This window comes from Pseudomonas sp. AM8 (assembly GCF_036346475.1).
Taxonomy (GTDB): Bacteria; Pseudomonadota; Gammaproteobacteria; order Pseudomonadales; family Pseudomonadaceae; genus Aquipseudomonas; species Aquipseudomonas marginalis.
This window is the reverse complement of record NZ_JAOTNX010000001.1, coordinates 1,015,805-1,032,676: the sequence shown is the minus strand read 5'-3', so window position 1 is coordinate 1,032,676 and position 16,872 is coordinate 1,015,805. Positions and strand designations below refer to the sequence as shown.

Genomic DNA, 16,872 nt, shown 5'->3' with positions numbered 1-16,872 from the left:
GTTTGGAGCCTCTAATGTGGGTTCATTAGAGGCTGCGAGGCCACGGAAATAGCTATGTGTAGCGAACACGATCCTGAGCTTTGAAGCACTAGAACCAATTGTCTTTTAACCAATTGGTCGTAGGTTCGAATCCCACACGACCCACCATTTTTGAGACCAGTTAACGCTGGAATCGAATCTTAAGATCAGAGGCCAAAAGCGCTGATCGAAGAAGGCGACTGAAAGGTCGCCTTTTTTTTACCGGGGTATAGCGCAGTCCGGTAGCGCGCCTGCTTTGGGAGCAGGATGTCAGGAGTTCGAATCCCCTTACCCCGACCATATTAAAAATCCTCGTATCGAAAGATACGGGGATTTTTTTTGCCTTAAATTATCTCAACTCCAACACAATACTAATGTGGAAGGGAGCAAGCCCCTCCCACATTGACCGAGTCCCACCAGGGACTCTGTTGTCAGTGAAGTTTCAGGCGCGGCTCAGTCCCGCGTCCAATCTTGCTGCCCAGCATCAGCATCGCCGTGCGGAAGAAGCCATACAGTGCCATCTGGTGCATGCGGTACAGCGACACATAGAACATCCGCGCCAGCCAGCCTTCCAGCATCACGCTTCCGGTCAGGTTGCCCATCAGGTTACCCACCGCCGAGAAACGCGACAGCGAGATCAGCGACCCATAGTCGGTGTACTTGTACGCTGGCAGGTCCTTGCCCTCGATACGCAGTTTCAATGACTTGGCCAGCAACGAGGCCTGTTGGTGCGCGGCCTGGGCCCGTGGCGGCACATTGCGGTCGGTGCCCGGTTGCGGGCACGCGGCGCAGTCGCCAAAGGCGAAGATGTTTTCATCACGGGTGGTTTGCAGCGTCGGCAGCACTTGCAGTTGATTGATGCGATTGGTTTCCAGGCCATCGATGTCCTTGAGGAAAGCCGGGGCACGAATCCCGGCGGCCCACACCTTGAGACTGGCAGGAATCACCTGGCCACTGCTGGTGATCAATGCGTCGGCGGTCACTTCGCTGACCGCTGAGTTGGTCAGCACCGTCACCCCGAGCTTTTCCAGGGTTTTATGCACAGGCCCGCCAATCCGCTCCGGCAAGGCAGGCAGTACACGAGGGCCGGCTTCGATCAGGGTGATGTGCATGTTTTCCGGCTTGATGCGGTCCAGGCCGTACGCCGCCAGCTCGTGGGCCGCGTTATGCAACTCTGCGGCCAGTTCGACGCCCGTTGCACCCGCACCGACGATGGCGACGCTGATCTTTTCCACCACATCGGTCTGCCCGGCATGGGCGCGCAGGTAGTGGTTGAGCAGCTGTTGGTGGAAACGCTCGGCCTGCTTGCGGGTATCGAGGAACAGGCAGTGCTGCGCCGCGCCCTCGGTGCCGAAATCGTTGGTGGTGCTGCCTACCGCAATCACCAGGCTGTCATAGCCCAGCACGCGTGCAGGCACCAATTCGCGGCCTTCTTCGTCGAGGGTGGCGGCCAGCTGGATTTTCTTCTGTTCGCGGTCGAGCCCGCTCATGCGCCCCAGTTGGAACTCGAAGTGGTTCCATTTGGCCTGGGCGACGTAATTGAGTTCGTCTTCCGAGGAGTTCAGTGAGCCGGCAGCGACTTCGTGCAGCAAAGGCTTCCAGATATGGGTGAGGTTGGCGTCCACCAGCGTGATGCTGGCGGTGCCGCGCTTGCCCAGAGTCTTACCCAGGCGGGTAGCCAACTCCAGGCCGCCGGCGCCGCCGCCGACGATAATAATACGATGGGTCATGGGGGTATCTCGCAAGGCTAAAGGAAATCGGAGCAGTTACCCCCGCGAGCGCCAGGCAGCTCATAGCGTCAGGTAACTCAAAAGGCGGCTGAGCAGGCCGAGCCCGATCACCACCACCAGCACCACACCAAGGAGCAGCCACGGCCGGAAAGGCTTGCGCTCGACTCGGTTCTGGGAGAGTTGCAGGTACTCTTCGACATGCTGTTGGTCGTCGGGGTTCAGGCGGCTGGTCATATAAGGCCTCGTCAGGTAGACGTTGCAAAAGGGCGCCACGTTACAGTGGGGGATCAGAGGCTGATGCCCACATCGAACACTATGCTGCGCCCCAGGTTGTTGCGCAAGAAATCCGGCGCGTCCGGGTGGGCGAACAGCACCCGGGCAAATGTCGGCCCCACCAGCGACAGCGAGCGCCAGCCCTGGCGCAAGTATTCGGTGGGTGGGGGGAAGTGGCTGTTGAGGTCGAGCACTTCGCGCTTGAGGCTGGTGAACGCGACGATATCCAATTCGCCCAGGTCCATCCCGCGCTCTTTGTAGTTATGGGCCTTCTTGCGCAACGTGGGCGCCAGGCGCAGCAGGAATTCATGGGCGGGGATGCGCCGCGGCTTGGCTTCGCGCCGCACCAGCTGGCTCAGGGAGAATGCACTGCGTCGACGCAACAGCTCGTCACGCCATTCGTCGTTCAGGCGGCGCCCTTCATCGAGTACGAAAAACACCTCGAAACTGGCATCGCGAAACAACACATCGGGCGGTTCTTGCCCGGCGGGGTGAAACTCTTCGGCGCGGTAGGGCACATTCAAGCCTTGCAACAGGCGCTGGCAGACCCAACGCTCACGCTCCCATTTGCGGGCATTGGACAGGAACGCATTGGCTTGTTCGGCTGCTACGGTGAGCAGGCGCAAATAATCTGAGTCATCCATGCCTGCAGCTTAGCGTCCAAATGATGACCGCAGGAAGTCCTGCTGCAAAAGCCAGGGTGTAGACTGGCCTCTCAAGCGTAATTCCCCCGAATGAGGAGCGTGCAGTGAAGTGTCTGGTGGTGCTGTTGCTGAGTCTTTTGCCGGTATGGGCACAGGCTGTTGAAGTGGGCGAACGCCTCGCTCCCTGGACCTTGCTCGATCAATTCGACCAAGCCTATACCCTCGATAACCAGGCACGGATTCTGTTGGTGGCGCGCAGCATGGACGCGGCCAAGCTGGTCGACGCGGCGCTGCAAGGCCAACCTGCAGGCTACCTCGAAGCGCGGCATGCCGTGTTCGTCGCTGACATCCAGCGCATGCCTCGACTGATCGCCAAATTGTTTGCGGTGCCGGCCATGCAATCCTACAACTACCGCGTCATGCTGGACCGTGACGCACGTATCGCCCCGCGTTATCCCGCGGCGGCGGATAAAGTGCTGTGGCTGCAGTTGGATCACGGTACGTTGGTTTCTCAACATGAATACGGCACTGCTGCCGAACTGCGCCAGGCCCTGGAGCAGGTGAAGCCGTGATCAGTGCCGCAGTGCTGGCGCCCACAACCCTCGGCATCGGCTGGCTGTTGTATGCACCGGTGCTGCTATGGGCGATCCTGCGCTCGCCATGGGTCGAGTTGTTTGCCGACCGGCGGCGCCAGCATTTGTTGTTCGGTACGGTGTTCGCACTGTTCATGTTGTGGCTGGTACGACGGGATTTCGACACCGGTGTGTCCTACCACTTTATCGGTATGACCGCCGTAACCCTGCTGTTGGATTGGCCCCTGGCCATCGTCGGTGGTTTTGCCGCCCAGTTCGGGTTAATGCTGCTTGGACGCCAGGACCTGGCAGCCCTTGGCATCAATGGCCTGCTGCTGGTCGTGCTGCCGGTGCTGGTCACCGAGGGCTGTGCGCTTGTGGTCGAGCGAGCGCAGCCACGCAATCCCTTCGTGTATATCTTCTGCTCCGGTTTTTTTGCTGCCGCGTTGTCGGCCTTGTTTTGCCTGCTGCTGGGGCTGGGGTTGCTGTGGTTCGACGGTCGTTTTGCCATGCCGGAATGGCTGGAGGATTTCGTTGGCTACCTGTGGCTGATCATCTTCCCCGAAGCCTTTATCAACGGCATGGTGATCAGCGCCCTGGTGGTGTTTTGTCCGGAATGGCTGGAGACATTCAACCGCACACGCTACCTCTCGGCGCCCTGGAAGGATGACGAATCGCAGCGTTGACCCAGATCAAATCCCGCGCAGCCGAGCAGGCCCATGCTCTGCGAAATTTTCCTAGGCAAGGCGGGAGCACGAATCATGAGTGTGTACGAGTGGGCACGGCAGGAGTTGCGCAGAAGCCAGGATGCGGCACAGGAAATCGGTTTCGACCCGGGCTTGACCCTGCGCGCCATGCTCAGCGCGGTGGTGCAGCAGAGCAAGGGCGTACGCAGTTTCGAAGACCTGGCCGACGAGCTGCAATACCTCGCAGAAAACCTCGACGACCAGCAGGAATACGCCTTTATGCGGCCTTAGTGGCGCGGCGGCAAGTCTTCGGAAAACAGCTCGTCTTCGGCATCCGGGGCCACGGGAATCTTGTGTTCCTCGGCGGCCCACGCGCCCAGGTCGATGAGTTTGCAACGGTCCGAGCAGAACGGCCGGTTGGGGTAGGCTGCATTCCATTCCACGGGTGCACCGCAGGTTGGGCAGTCGACGGTCAAGGGTTGGCTCATGATCGGCCTCCACGCAAAGTAAGGTAAAAGTGGTGCAGTCGCTCGACCTCGCTGTGCAGCCAGGCGAGATCCTGGTCATTGACCAGCACGTCATCGGCATGGTTCAGGCGGTCTTCACGGCTGGACTGTGCCTTGAGAATTGCCTGAACCTGTTGTTCGCTGATGCCGTCGCGCTGCAGGGTACGCTGAATTTGCAGCGATTGCGGCACGTCGATCACCAGGATGCGCTGGGTCATGCTGTACTGGCCGGATTCGATCAGCAGCGGGGACACCAGGATCGCGTAAGGCGAGCGGGCGCGAGCCAGGTGACCGCGAATCTCCTCGCCAATCAACGGGTGCAGCAAGGCTTCCAGCCAGCGGCGCTCTTCGGGCACCTCAAAGATCAGCTTGCGCAACGCGGCGCGGTTCAACTGGCCGTCGGGCTGCAATACGCCAGCACCAAAATGCTCGGCGATGCGGGCCAGCGCCGGCCGGCCGGGTTCGACCACCCAGCGCGCGGCGTGATCGGCGTCCACCAGGTCAATGCCCAGGTCGATAAAGTGCTGGGCTGCCGCACTTTTACCGCTGCCGATGCCACCGGTGAGGCCGAGAATCCAAGGTGTTGCAACAGGAGTGGTCATCTGAAACCGACAGACTGCAAATAGAAGTCGGTTATTTGACCACCCCAGAGCAATGCAATCCAGCCGGCAATTGCCAGATACGGACCAAACGGCATCGGCGTGGACGCCAGGGTCTTGCGCAGGCGCATCAGGATCAACCCGACAAACACCCCTACCAGCGACGACATCAACAGTGTCATCGGCAATATCTGCCAGCCGCCCCAGGCGCCGAGCAAGGCCAGCAACTTGAAATCACCGTGGCCCATGCCGTCTTTGCCGGTGACCAGCTTGAACAGCCAGAACACGCTCCACAGGCTCATGTAGCCGATCACGGTGCCCCATAGTGCGTCGGGTAATGTCGTCAGTAATCCAAAGCTGTTGACGATCAGCCCCAGCCACAGCAATGGCAGCACCAGCACATCAGGCAGCAACTGGTGGTCTGCGTCGATCAGGCTCATTGCCAGCAACCCCCAACTCAACACCAGCACCGCTGCGGCCTGCCAGCCAAAGCCGAAATGCCAGGCAACCCAGGCCGAGATCAACCCACAGGCGAGTTCCGTGAAAGGGTAGCGGGGGCTGATGGCTCCCTGGCAATGGGCGCAGCGCCCCCTGAGCATCAGGTAGCTGAGCAGTGGGATATTTTCCCACGGCCGGATGGGATGGTCACAGTGTGGGCAGCATGAGTTGGGGTGCATCAGGTTGTAGGTCGGCCCGCCAGGTTCGGCAGGCAAGCCGAGCACTTCATGGGCCTGGTCACGCCATTCCCGTTCGAGCATTTTTGGCAGGCGCCAGACCAGCACGTTGAGGAAACTGCCGACGATCAGCCCCAGTACCAGCGCGATGGTGACAAAGGCCAATGGGTACTCGTTCAGCAGCAGGCTCAAAATGCACTCCCCAGCTGGAAGACCGGCAGGTACATGGCGATGACCAGCGCGCCGACGATGCCCCCCAGCACCACCATGATCAATGGCTCCATCAGGCTGGTGAGGTTGTCGACCTGGTTGTCCACGTCAGCCTCATAGTGGTTGGCGACCTTTTCCAGCATGTGTTCCAGGGTGCCCGACTCTTCGCCGATCGCCGTCAGTTGGATCGCCATGCCGGGAAACAGGCCGCTGTTGAGCATGGATTGATTCAGTTGCATGCCGTTGGATACATCGTGACGCATATGTTCGATTGCCTGTTTGAACGGGTCGTTTCCCACGGCGCCGGCGACTGAATCCAATGCCTGGACCAGTGGAACACCGGCGGCGAAGGTCGTGGAGAGCGTGCGGGCGTAGCGGGCCACGGCGGATTTTGTCAGCAGTTTGCCTGCCAGGGGCGCTTTCAACAAACCTGTGTCCAGCCAGTAGCGAAAGCCCGACGAAGCCCGATAGGCCTGGCGCAGCCCAGCGGCTCCCGCGACTATGCCCAATACCAGCATCCACCATGCGTGCTGCATGAACGCCGACAGGGCGATCACGTGCAAGGTAAATGCCGGCAGTTTGCCGTCGACTCCGGCGAACAGGGCCTGGAACTGCGGTACCACGTGGACCAGCAGTATGCCGGTGACCAGGCTGGCAACCACCAGGACAGCAATGGGGTAGGTCATGGCCTTTTTGATCCTGGCCTTGAGCTGTTCACTCTTTTCCCGGTGGATCGCCACCCTTTCCAGCAGTGTCTCAAGCGCCCCGGCCTGTTCGCCGGCGGCCACCAGGTTGCAGTACAGCTCATCGAAATAACGCGGTTGTTTGCGTAATGCCTCAGCCAGGCTGCTGCCGGCGGCGATCGCCTGTTTAAGTCCCAGCACCTGCTCACGCACAGCGCGATTGTCGACGCCTTCGCTGATGATGTCGAAGGCTTGCAGGAGTGGAACCCCAGCCTTCAGCAACGTAGCCAGTTGGCGCGTGAACAGCGTGATGTCAGCCGCTTTGACTGATGGGGTGAGGCTTGGCGGCAGCGGGGATTGCTTGCGCACACGACCGGGGCTGATCCCTTGCTGGCGCAGTTGTGCCTTGACCAGGGCTGCGTTGTGCCCCTTGGTTTGCCCGGACACCCTGCGCCCTTTGCGGTCGATGCCTTCCCAGGCGTAAGTCGTTGAAGCGTTGTCCATGTCGCGGTTCCGCATACAGGCTGTCGAAGATTTATAGCTTAGTCAGGTGACGGATTCGGGCATGCCGATGGCGCGGGATAAAAATGTCAGAATGTGCGTCTTGAGCGCGATTGGCCGCTTGCGGGTGAGTACACTGGCGCCGTTGCAAAAACGGGGTGCAGGACGCGCCTTGTCATGAGTTCTATTCTGGAGAGTGAATGTGATACGTCAGAAAGGCTTTACCTTGATCGAGTTGTTGATCGTCGTGGCAATCATCGGCATTTTGGCCACCATCGGCCTGCCCATGTACACCACCCACCAGGCCAAGGCCAAGTTCACTGCCGGCCTGGCTGAAATTGCCGCGTTGAAGGCTGGTTACGAAGACACCATCAACCAGGGCACCGTACCTACCGTGGCCTTGATCGGCGGCACCAGCCCTACGGCCAACTGCAAGATCGACGTGGCAGGCGATGTGGCCACGGGGGCGGGCTCCATCAGCTGCGAAATACTCGACGCACCGGCACCGGTGCTGGGCAAGACCATCACCCTGGTCCGCAGCGCCGCCGGCTGGAAGTGCGCGACGACCGCTGAAGCGAAATATGCCAGCAAGGGCTGCGGCGCCGACGGCGCATAACTGCTAAACCATCCACAGGGAAGTAGAGGTGGCCGATGGTGTTATCCGTACAGCAGCGAGGCGGTGTTTTCCTGGTAGCAGCGGTGTGCCTGTTGAGTGTCGGCATCTGTGCACCGTTCGGCGGGCATGATCTACAGCGTGTCATGCAAATTGCCATCGGGTTTTGCGCGGTGCTGTATGGGTTGTCGGTTACCTCCACTGAACCCTGGGTAGACAGGCCCACTGCCTGGGGCGTGGTGCTGGTTGTGGGGCTGGGCCTGCTGTCGTCGACGCTGGCCCATCAGCCCCTATGGGCGCTTACCGAAGTGGCGCTGTTTGTCAGCTGCGCGGCGATTGCCGTCGCCTTTGCCCTGCTTCGTCGTCACGGCGGCGAGCCTCTGGATCGCGTGCTGATCCTGGTTGTGGTGTTGCTGTGCCTGATCAAGTCGGTCCAGTATCTGTATGCCGGTACGCTGGCGTTCACCAGCGGCGAGCGCATGCTGGATCCTGACCGACTGCTCTCCGGCTTTTCCAACAAGCGTTTCTACGGACAGTTTCAGACATTTACCTTGCCATTGCTGGCGCTGCCTTTGCTGATACCCAATGTCTCCCGCGCCTTGCGGGGGATGGTGTTTGCGTTGCTGTGTGTCTGGTGGCTGATAGCAATCAGCGGCGGTACGCGGGGTACCTGGCTTGGCATGGGCGTGGCGGGCGTGGTGTTGGCGCTGCTTGGGCCATGGGGGCGTCGCTGGCTGGGCTGGCAATTGGTCGCGGTGTTGGTTGGGCTGTTGCTGTATTGGCTGATATTCACGGGGCTGGCGGATTACCTGGGGATTGAACTCACCAGTGATGCCGCGGATCGCCTCACCACTTCGCTGTCGGGACGGGGCCCGATCTGGTGGCAGGCGTGGCATATGCTCGTCGAGCGACCGTGGCTTGGTTACGGACCGATGCATTTTGCCGATATTGCCAACAGGATTGCCGCTCATCCCCATCAGGCGATCCTGCAATGGGCCAGCGAGTGGGGTGTACCCTCGGCGCTGTGCGTGGCGGTGTTGGCATGGCGAGGCGGCTGGACCACCTTGGCTGTGCTACGCGAGCGAGCGCTGTCCGCCGCGCGGGTTGACCTGCTGCGCTTGTGCCTGTTTGCGGCGTTGGTGGGGACGCTGGTGCAGGCCATGGTCGATGGCGTGATCGTGATGCCCAACTCCCAGGTCTGGTTGGCGCTGATGGTGGGCTGGCTGATGGCGCTGCATGAGTTGCGCGTGCCAGCAAGCGCTGTGCTGCCGTTGGCGCGGAACCTATGGAAAGCCTTGGGTGTGTTGGCCGTTGGTCTGTTGGTATTTATCGCGGTGCGCGATGTGCCTCACCTCCAACAAGCCCAGCAGCAGTACCAGGACCGCAAAGGTAATTACCTGCAACCACGCTTCTGGGCTCAGGGGGTGATTGCTCGTTGAAGGGTGCAAGTTGCCGGACGCCCGATGCGGTGCTAGCTTTAGTCCACCGCCCGTGTAGCTCAGTTGGTAGAGCAGCGCACTCGTAACGCGAAGGTCGCAGGTTCGATTCCTGTCTCGGGCAAAAAGGCGCTACTTTTTTAGCGGCAGTGCTTCAAAGGCAATGTTTTCAGATGATCCCAGAATGGTTCTGAAGGCCAGACGAGTTGGCACGTGTGCCCGCTCTTTTGTATCTGCGCAACCTTGATGACCCAGATGCATCCCCATTCCTCGATCTAAGAGAACGACATGACCACGACTGAAATGACCCAGGAAGTTCGGCATCAAGCAGCCCTCGAAAAATACCTTGAGGAATCGCCGCAGCTCAAAGAAGAGATCAAGGACCTGAGCGCCGATGATCAGCGCGACCAGATCCAGTGGGCGTTTGAGGACGAGGCCGAGAGCCAGGGCTTCCAGCCTTGGGAACTGACCCTCAAGTACACCTCGACGCCGGAAGAGTTCGAAGCGGCACGGCTGGCCTTGCACAAAGAGGCGGCCGAGGTGCTGGGTGTCGAATGGGAAGAGTATTGCGAGATGAATGACCTGGTCGTTTAGACGCAGCTTGTAGGAGCGAGCTTGCTCGCGAAAATCGCTAACGATGACGCGGGCTGCCTGGTTCCCTGCGGCGTTCTCAGGTTTTTCGCGAGCAAGCTCGCTCCTACAGTTAAGGTGCTCAGATACTGAGGCGCATCGACAAATCCACCGCCTTCACATCCTTGGTCATCGCACCAATGGAGATGTAGTCCACCCCCGTCTCCGCGATAGGCAGCAGGGTGCTTTCATTGATCCCGCCGCTGGCTTCCAGCTTGGCCTTGCCGCCGTTCAGGCGCACGGCTTCACGCATATCTTCCAGGCTCAATTCGTCGAGCATGACGATGTCGGCGCCCGCCGCCAGCGCTTCGCGCAGTTCGTCCAGGCTCTCCACTTCGATTTCCACCGGCTTGCCGGGTGCAATCTTGTGGGCGGCGCTGATGGCTTGGGCAATCCCGCCGCTGGCAGCGATGTGGTTTTCCTTGATCAGGAACGCGTCATACAAACCGATACGGTGGTTGTGGCAGCCACCGCAGGTCACCGCGTATTTCTGCGCCAGGCGCAGGCCGGGCAGGGTTTTTCGAGTGTCCAGCAGCTTGACCTGGGTGCTGGCGACAAAATCCGCCAGGAACCGGGCGCGGGTGGCGACCCCGGACAGTAACTGCAGGAAGTTCAGGGCAGAGCGCTCGCCACTGAGCAGCGAACGCGCCGGCCCCTCCAGATGGAACAGTGCCTGGTTGGGGCTGACACGTTCGCCGTCGGCCACCTGCCAGTGCACGGCGACCCGTGGGTCCAGTTGGCGGAATACGGCATCCACCCACGCAGTGCCGGCGATGACGGCGGCGTCGCGGGTAATGATGGTGGCCGTGGCCAGCCGTTCGGCCGGGATCAACTGTGCGGTGATGTCGCCGCTGCCGATGTCTTCCAGGAGCGCGCGGCGCACGTTGGCTTCGATTTCGGCGGTGAGGTCGGCTAGACGGAGGTTCGGCATATCAGGCTCCACAAACAAAGTGTCCCGATTATAGGGGCAGCGTGCGTTTGAACCCAGGCTCACCACTCATTTACAGCGCAATGTCAGAGTTTGCTGGCGCAACGGCACTCATTTGCAAGATAATCTCGCGCCTTGCAATTGGCGTCATAGCTTTGACGTCCTGGTGATAACCGGTTATCCACAGCCTTATTGGGCCTGTACCCGATCTTTCCCCAACGCTTTACCGCCGTTTCAGGAGGCCAGGATGCACAATGACGGAAAGGTGGTGCCAATCAACAAGGCACAAGCCACGCCATCGCCGCTCGCGCGCCTGCCGGTGGTGCTGCTGCAGGTTCGCGACAAGGCGGCGCAGCAGTTGCAGCAGGGTTTACAGGAACTGTTCGATAACGCCGACGACACCTTGTTCGAAATGGCCGACAAGGCCCGCAACAACGTGGACCACCATATCTTCTTTGAAGCCATGCGCGACCTGCGCCTCAAGCGCAAGAATTTCGAGCGTGTGTTCATGGAGCGGCTGTTCGAAGCCTTTGGCAACCTGAGGCTGGCGGGCCGTGGTGAACTTCAGTTGGTGCCGGTGGTGTCCTATGACGCGGCCTCAGGCACGTCCAAGGATGACCTGGAAAAAGCCGTCGCGCTTGAAGCCATGCTGGGCCGGGTGCGCCACCGCGACGGTCTGGCGCTGTCGCAACTCACGGCACGCCTGAGTGTCTTGCTCGGCAATCGCCTGGACGACTATGAAAACCCCCTGGGTCCGGCGCTGCTGTGCGAGTTTTTCCTGCGTGCCGGGCGTAGCCTGGGCGTGGAGATCCGCGTCAAGCTGATCATGCTCAAGCTGTTTGAAAAGTACGTACTCAGTGATGCTGACCAACTGTACGGTGAAGCCAATCAGCTGCTGGTCGCGACCGGCGTGTTGCCGGAACTCAAGGCCGCGCCGTCCCGCCGCCCCTGTGGCCGTGCCGCCCGTGATCATCAGCGTGAAGAGGTATTGCCGAGCACCGACCAACACGTCGACGAAAATGGCCAGCAAGCCTTCAGCGCCTTGCAGGCGTTGTTGACCGTCGTGCGCGGTAGCGTGTCGCCTACCCTTGAAGCCAGTGCCGAACCCCAGCCCATCGCCACCCGCGATCTGCTGCGGCTGTTATCCCATTTGCAGCAGTACGTTCCGGAGCCGGAAGCCGAGGATGATTTCGACCTGCGTAACCAGCTCGAGCAGTTGCTTACCCGCGTCAGCGTCAAGAGTGGCAAGTCGCGGGTGGTGGAGGATGCGGATGAAGATGTGATCAACCTGATCGCCCTGCTGTTCGAATTCATCCTCAATGACCGCGCAGTGCCGGACGCCTTCAAGGCCTTGATCGGCCGCCTGCAGATCCCGATGCTGAAAGTGGCGGTGCTGGACAAGAGTTTTTTCAGTCGCCCCGGTCATCCGGCGCGGCGCCTGTTGAATGAAATCGCTACCACCGCCATGGGCTGGAGCCCGGTCGATGACTTCCAGCGCGACAGCCTGTACCTGCGCATAGAGCAGGTGGTTCAGCGTTTACTCAATGAGTTTGTTGAAGACCCGGCGATTTTTTCCCAATTGCTGACTGAATTCACTGCGTTCACTGCCGATGAGCGTCGTCGCAGCGAATTGCTTGAACAGCACACCCGCCATGCTGAAGAAGGGCGCGTGCGCACAGAAGCGGCGCGGGCACGGGTGGCCGAGGTACTGAATCGACGGATGCTGGGCAAGGTTTTGCCGCAGGCGGTGGTGCAGTTCCTGCAACAGGCCTGGAGCCAGGTGCTGTTGCTGGCCAGCCTCAAGCACGGCGAGCAGTCGGTGCAATGGCAAGCAGGGCTGCGCACCATGGATGAGCTGATCTGGAGTGTCAGCCTGCCGGCAGACACTGAAGCCGGGGTGCACTTGCTGGAGCAGTTGCCCGGGTTGCTCAAGGCACTGCGCGACGGGTTGACCAGCGCTGCATTCGACTCCTTCAGCACCCGTGATTTTTTTGTGCGCTTGCAGACCCTGCATGTCCGGCCGCCCGAGGGTGGCGATGGATGGCTCGAAGTGCTTGAACCCTTTGTGTTCAGCGTACTGCCGCTCGATCCCGTCGAGGGCCTGCCGGAGGATGATCCGGACCTGGCCAAGGTGCACCAATTGCGAGTCGGTGACTGGATCGTGTTCCAGCAGGGCCCGGCAGGCACCCTGCGGTGCAAGCTGACGGCGATCATGGCGCCGGCCAACACCTACGTTTTCGTCGGCCGTACCGGGCTCAAGGTTCTGGAGAAAAGTGCGGGCCAACTGGCAATGGCGCTCAAACGTGGCGCGCTGCATCACCTCGACGACGAGCCGCTGTTCGAGCGGGCGCTGGCGGCGGTGGTGGGCAAGCTGCGTCAACTCAATCGCGGCAAGTGATCGCAACCACGGGGTCGAACGCGGCATACTGGTCACACTTAGTCACGTTCAAGGATCCTGTATGCAGTTGGACCCCGCCAGCGGCTGGTGCCAGGGCATTCGCCATTGCCCTTCACCCAACTTCAACGAGCGCCCGGCAGGCGAAATCTCACTGTTGGTGGTGCATAACATCAGCCTGCCGCCCGCGCAGTTCGCTACCGGCAAAGTGCAGGAGTTTTTCCAGAACCGCCTGGACGTCACGGAACATCCCTACTTTGAAGGGATTGCCGACCTACGGGTGTCTGCGCATTTTCTGATTGAGCGCGATGGCACGGTGACGCAGTTTGTGTCCTGTATAGACCGGGCCTGGCACGCCGGGGTCTCGTGTTTCGAAGGGCGTGAGACGTGCAATGACTTTTCCCTGGGCATAGAGCTTGAAGGTACGGATGATTTGCCGTTCACCAACCCCCAGTATGTGTCGCTGATCGACCTGACACGGCAGTTGCTGGCAGCCTATCCAGGTATTACGCCGCAGCGTATCTGCGGCCATAGCGATATCGCTCCGGGGCGCAAGACCGATCCCGGCCCCGCTTTTGATTGGGCGCGCTTTCGCAGCGCCCTGCAGGATGGAGGACACGCACGATGAGTTTTCTGGTGTTGGTGCTGGCCGTGTGGATCGAGAAGTTCTCGGCCCTGCGCCAGCGGTTGCAGCGTGATGGCGGCTGGCTGCGAGAATTGGCCAAGTTGGAGTCGAGCCCGCGCATGGGCAAGCAGCCGTGGCTGATTCTGGTCCTGCTGGTGTTGCTGCCGGTGGCGTTGCTGGCGTTGTTGCTGCTGGTGCTGGAACCGGTGGCCTATGGTTTGTTGGCGCTGCCGGTGCACTTGCTGGTGGTGATCTACAGCCTGGGCCGTGGCGATCTATTGGCTGGGCTGGGGCCATTTCGCGATGCCTGGCGCCGTGGTGACCTGCAGGCGGCCGAACATGTGGCCGAGCGTGACCTGAAGTTGGGCGCCGACAGCGGCGAGCAACTGCTGGAGCGCGTCCAGGGTCATCTGTTGTGGCAGGCCTACCAGAGTTTTTTCGCCGTGATTTTCTGGTACTTCCTGTTAGGGCCGGTTGCTGCGCTGGCCTATCGGCTGCTGGCGCTCGCCAGTGAGCACAGCCAGAACCCGCTGGTGGCCGAGCGCGCCGGGCAATTGCGTCACGCGTTCGACTGGCTGCCGGTGCGCCTGCTGGCGGCCAGTTTTGCGCTGGTGGGCAACTTCGTCGCGGTCAGCCGTGTCATGCTCCACGAGTTGCTGAGCTGGGACATCAGCGCCGCGCAATTGGTGGAAAAAGTCGGTCTGGTCGCCGCTGAAATCCCACCGCCCGTAGTGGGTGCAGACGGTATCAACAGCCTGGATCGCCTGTGGGAACTGCTGCTGCGTGCGGCGGTGCTGTGGTATGCCGCGTTTGCGATCTGGACCGTGCTCCCCTGATTCCTGTGGTGAGCGGGCTTGCCCCGCGACGGGCTGCGCAGCAGCCCCCTGCCACCCTCACTCGTTAACTTTACGTTACAAAACTCCCTTTCAAATTGAGCTATACAGACAGAGCGCCAAATAGTGGCTTTCTGCCGCCGCCCTGCGCCTGAATAAAAATAAAACAAAGGGGAGGTCACCTGTGAAGAGCTTGCTCTATCCCGCCGTCGCGCTGATGAACCGTCTTAGCTTCGGCCTGAAGTTCAGCCTGATCAGCGTGCTGTTCCTGCTGCCGATGCTGGCCACCAACTATTACCTGGTGCGTGATTCCTGGCGCGAATTCCAGGGCACCCGTGTCGAGCTGCAAAGCCTGGATTTGCTCGGCAGCAGCCTGGTCCTGCGCCGTGACCTGGAAACCCTCAATAACCAGGTGCAGATCAACGCAACGCTCGGTCAGTCCGGCAAGGCCGCTGACCTTGAGGGCAAGATCAGCGCCTTGGAGCAGAGCGTGCTCGCCCGTCTGCAAGGCCTCAACCCGATGGCTGCCGAACCTGAGCAAATCGCTGCCTTTGAAGGTAAGCGTGACGAACTGATCACGGCCTTCCAGGCCCAGCAACAGGAAAGCTCGCTGCAGAGCAAAAGTGCGTTGATCGGCAAGTTGCTCAACAAGGCACAGATGCTCAGCCAGATCATTGCCAGCCAGTCCGGCTTGAGCCGCGACCCCCAGAGTGACTTGCGCCAGCTCAGCGAGCTGATCACCAGTGTCACCCCGCAGGTCACCCAGACCCTGGGAGAAGGCCGGGCGATGGGGGCCTACTCCCTGGGCCAGGGTTTTCTCAACTCATCTTCCAGTACCCGCTTCGACGAACTGCTGCAACAGTTGGAAAAGCTCCAGGGCGAATACGCCTTGAAATTGCAGGACGTCCTGGGCTCCAGCAACGCCGCGCACGCGGCGCTCGACAGCCTGGCCAAGGCCAGCAACGCCAGCCTCAAGCACGGCAGTGAATTGTTTGAAGAGCAGGTGGTGATGGCCGAAACCCTTGACGCGCCGTGGCAGGGTTTCTATGACAGCGCCAGCCAATTGATGGAGCACACCTATCAGCTCGATGACGCCACCCTGACGTTCCTCGGGCAGCAGCTGGAGCAGCGCCTGGCGCAGAACCGTACGCACATGGTGGTGCTGGTCTCGGCGCTGACGGCGGTGTTTTTGCTGATCTTCTACCTGTATGCAGGGTTCTACGCGTCTACGCGCACCACGTTACGGCGCCTGGGGGCGATGATGGACAAGGTGGCCGCCGGCGACATGACCGTTACCTTTGTTGCCCAAAGCCGCGATGAGTTGGGCGACCTCGGCCAAGTGTTCAACGGCACCGTGGCGAAAATCCATGATTTGATCGAGCGCGTCGGGCATACCGTCAGCCAGGTCGAGTTGCAGGCCGGCCAAGTGGAAACGGTCTCGGCCCGGAGCAATCAGGCGGTCTCTGGCCAGCGCATGCAGATTGAGCAGGTGGCGACGGCCATGAACCAAATGTCCTCCACCGCCCAGGAAGTGGCGCGCAGTGCCGCGGCGGCGGTCAGCAGTGCCCACAGCGTCAACGATGAAACCGTCAATGGCCGTGGCCTGGTGCAATCCCAGCAGGGCAGCATTGCGCGGCTGGCCTCGGAGATCGACCAGTCGGTTAGGGTGATCAACCAGTTGGCCACCGACAGCCAGTCCATCAGCAGCGTCCTGGAGGTGATCAAGAGCATCGCCGAGCAGACCAACCTGCTGGCACTCAATGCGGCCATCGAGGCCGCACGGGCGGGTGAGCAGGGACGCGGCTTTGCCGTGGTGGCCGACGAGGTGCGAACCCTGGCCCGGCGGACCCAGCATTCCACCGAAGAAATCGAGCAAATGATCAGCCGCCTGCACAGCGGAGTGGCGGCGGCCGTGAAGGCCATGGGCAGCAGCCATGAAATGGCCAGCGGCACCGTGGAGCAGTCGGACAAGGTCCAGCAAGCCTTGGAAAATATCCTCGGTGCCGTGGGCATGATCGTCGATCAGAATCAGCAGATCGCCGCAGCGGTGGAGCAGCAGACCGCCGTTGCCCATGACATCGACCAGAATATCGTCGAAATCAATCGTGCCGGCGAGCATGCTGCCCAAGGCGCGCATCAGACTGAAGCGGCGAGCCGGCAGCTGTCGATACAGGTGATCGAGTTGAAGCAACTGATCGGGGCCTTTCGTGTGTAAGGCGGTGGTGTAGGATTGGTCTTGTGTTGGTGTAGTGCCTGTCCTGATTTCCTGAAGTACCTTTTTTGCGCGGGTGAATGAGTGAAAATTTGTGTCACTCA

18 protein-coding genes, 2 tRNA genes and 2 pseudogenes are annotated in these 16,872 nt (G+C 60.7%); 14 read left to right on the top strand and 8 right to left on the bottom strand.

All coding sequences use genetic code 11. The annotated features are described in order from the left end of the window. Positions 1-241 precede the first annotated feature (241 nt). Positions 242-318 (top strand) — tRNA-Pro (locus V3W40_RS04970). Positions 319-449: 131 nt separating this feature from the next. On the opposite strand, the gene V3W40_RS04965 is transcribed toward V3W40_RS04970, so the two are convergent. Genes V3W40_RS04965 through V3W40_RS04955 form a run of 3 tightly spaced genes read right to left on the bottom strand, consistent with a single transcriptional unit; the run spans position 450 to position 2,665 of the window. Beyond that, on the bottom strand, positions 450-1,748 hold the full coding sequence (locus tag V3W40_RS04965; protein WP_065924079.1) for an NAD(P)/FAD-dependent oxidoreductase: 1,299 nt from the start codon (positions 1,746-1,748) through the stop codon (positions 450-452). Positions 1,749-1,808: 60 nt separating this feature from the next. Continuing rightward, positions 1,809-1,982 carry a DUF3094 family protein gene (locus V3W40_RS04960; protein ID WP_016976295.1) on the bottom strand — a complete coding sequence of 58 codons (174 nt, stop codon included), beginning with the start codon at positions 1,980-1,982 and terminating at the stop codon, positions 1,809-1,811. A 53-nt stretch (positions 1,983-2,035) separates the two neighbouring features. After that, positions 2,036-2,665 (bottom strand): DUF1780 domain-containing protein, encoded by a 630-nt coding sequence (locus tag V3W40_RS04955; RefSeq protein WP_027604891.1) that lies wholly within the window; start codon positions 2,663-2,665, stop codon positions 2,036-2,038. Positions 2,666-2,769: 104 nt separating this feature from the next. Between V3W40_RS04955 and V3W40_RS04950 the strand changes: the two genes are divergently transcribed. The 3 genes from V3W40_RS04950 (at position 2,770) to V3W40_RS04940 (ending at position 4,214) form a co-directional block, all read left to right on the top strand. Beyond that, complete coding sequence (locus V3W40_RS04950; protein ID WP_065948455.1) at positions 2,770-3,237, top strand: FAD/FMN-containing dehydrogenase; 468 nt, start codon at positions 2,770-2,772, stop codon at positions 3,235-3,237. Beyond that, positions 3,234-3,923, top strand: coding sequence for an energy-coupling factor ABC transporter permease (locus V3W40_RS04945; RefSeq protein WP_065924081.1), 690 nt, complete (start codon positions 3,234-3,236; stop codon positions 3,921-3,923). The genes V3W40_RS04950 and V3W40_RS04945 overlap by 4 nt, the downstream gene beginning before the upstream one ends. Before the next feature lie 75 nt (positions 3,924-3,998). Further along, complete coding sequence (locus V3W40_RS04940; RefSeq protein ID WP_003171680.1) at positions 3,999-4,214, top strand: hypothetical protein; 216 nt, start codon at positions 3,999-4,001, stop codon at positions 4,212-4,214. Here the strand turns inward: V3W40_RS04940 and yacG are convergent. The 4 genes from yacG to V3W40_RS04920 are packed head-to-tail and all read right to left on the bottom strand — an operon-like array spanning position 4,211 to position 7,099. Next, entirely contained in the window at positions 4,211-4,411 is a 201-nt protein-coding gene (gene yacG, locus V3W40_RS04935; RefSeq protein WP_065924082.1) for a DNA gyrase inhibitor YacG, read from the bottom strand. The genes V3W40_RS04940 and yacG overlap by 4 nt on opposite strands. Continuing rightward, positions 4,408-5,031 carry a dephospho-CoA kinase gene (gene coaE, locus V3W40_RS04930; protein ID WP_330214544.1) on the bottom strand — a complete coding sequence of 208 codons (624 nt, stop codon included), beginning with the start codon at positions 5,029-5,031 and terminating at the stop codon, positions 4,408-4,410. The genes yacG and coaE overlap by 4 nt, the downstream gene beginning before the upstream one ends. Then, positions 5,028-5,894, bottom strand: coding sequence for a prepilin peptidase (locus V3W40_RS04925; RefSeq protein WP_323145753.1), 867 nt, complete (start codon positions 5,892-5,894; stop codon positions 5,028-5,030). The genes coaE and V3W40_RS04925 overlap by 4 nt, the downstream gene beginning before the upstream one ends. Beyond that, a complete protein-coding gene (locus V3W40_RS04920) occupies positions 5,891-7,099 on the bottom strand; it encodes a type II secretion system F family protein (RefSeq protein ID WP_330214543.1) in 1,209 nt (402 codons plus the stop codon). The genes V3W40_RS04925 and V3W40_RS04920 overlap by 4 nt, the downstream gene beginning before the upstream one ends. A gap of 202 nt (positions 7,100-7,301) precedes the next feature. On the opposite strand from V3W40_RS04920, the gene V3W40_RS04915 reads away from it, so the two are divergent. The 5 genes and pseudogenes from V3W40_RS04915 to V3W40_RS04895 form a co-directional block, all read left to right on the top strand. After that, a complete protein-coding gene (locus V3W40_RS04915; RefSeq protein ID WP_027604884.1) occupies positions 7,302-7,712 on the top strand; it encodes a pilin in 411 nt (136 codons plus the stop codon). Between the two features lie 35 nt (positions 7,713-7,747). Continuing rightward, complete coding sequence (locus V3W40_RS04910) at positions 7,748-9,148, top strand: O-antigen ligase family protein (RefSeq protein WP_330214542.1); 1,401 nt, start codon at positions 7,748-7,750, stop codon at positions 9,146-9,148. A 48-nt stretch (positions 9,149-9,196) separates the two neighbouring features. Further along, positions 9,197-9,269: transfer RNA gene (locus V3W40_RS04905), tRNA-Thr, on the top strand. A gap of 164 nt (positions 9,270-9,433) precedes the next feature. Then, complete coding sequence (locus V3W40_RS04900; protein ID WP_027604882.1) at positions 9,434-9,739, top strand: DUF6388 family protein; 306 nt, start codon at positions 9,434-9,436, stop codon at positions 9,737-9,739. A gap of 21 nt (positions 9,740-9,760) precedes the next feature. Beyond that, positions 9,761-9,850, top strand: a pseudogene (locus V3W40_RS04895) (outer membrane lipoprotein carrier protein LolA); the annotation flags it as partial. A 7-nt stretch (positions 9,851-9,857) separates the two neighbouring features. Here V3W40_RS04895 and nadC read toward each other — a convergent pair. Next, complete coding sequence (gene nadC, locus V3W40_RS04890) at positions 9,858-10,706, bottom strand: carboxylating nicotinate-nucleotide diphosphorylase (RefSeq protein WP_027604881.1); 849 nt, start codon at positions 10,704-10,706, stop codon at positions 9,858-9,860. Positions 10,707-10,950: 244 nt separating this feature from the next. On the opposite strand from nadC, the gene V3W40_RS04885 reads away from it, so the two are divergent. The 5 genes and pseudogenes from V3W40_RS04885 to V3W40_RS34660 all read left to right on the top strand — a co-directional run bounded on the left by V3W40_RS04885 (position 10,951) and on the right by V3W40_RS34660 (position 16,771). After that, on the top strand, positions 10,951-13,101 hold the full coding sequence (locus V3W40_RS04885) for a DUF1631 domain-containing protein (RefSeq protein ID WP_330214541.1): 2,151 nt from the start codon (positions 10,951-10,953) through the stop codon (positions 13,099-13,101). Positions 13,102-13,162: 61 nt separating this feature from the next. Then, the gene (ampD, locus tag V3W40_RS04880) at positions 13,163-13,726 is read left to right on the top strand and encodes a 1,6-anhydro-N-acetylmuramyl-L-alanine amidase AmpD (protein ID WP_065924088.1); all 564 of its coding nucleotides are present in this window, start codon (positions 13,163-13,165) and stop codon (positions 13,724-13,726) included. Further along, the gene (gene ampE, locus V3W40_RS04875) at positions 13,723-14,559 is read left to right on the top strand and encodes a regulatory signaling modulator protein AmpE (RefSeq protein ID WP_330214540.1); all 837 of its coding nucleotides are present in this window, start codon (positions 13,723-13,725) and stop codon (positions 14,557-14,559) included. The genes ampD and ampE overlap by 4 nt, the downstream gene beginning before the upstream one ends. A 214-nt stretch (positions 14,560-14,773) precedes the next feature. Beyond that, positions 14,774-15,913: pseudogene (locus V3W40_RS34665) on the top strand (HAMP domain-containing protein); the annotation flags it as partial. Between the two features lie 117 nt (positions 15,914-16,030). Next, a complete protein-coding gene (locus V3W40_RS34660; RefSeq protein ID WP_442962820.1) occupies positions 16,031-16,771 on the top strand; it encodes a methyl-accepting chemotaxis protein in 741 nt (246 codons plus the stop codon). Positions 16,772-16,872 lie beyond the last annotated feature (101 nt).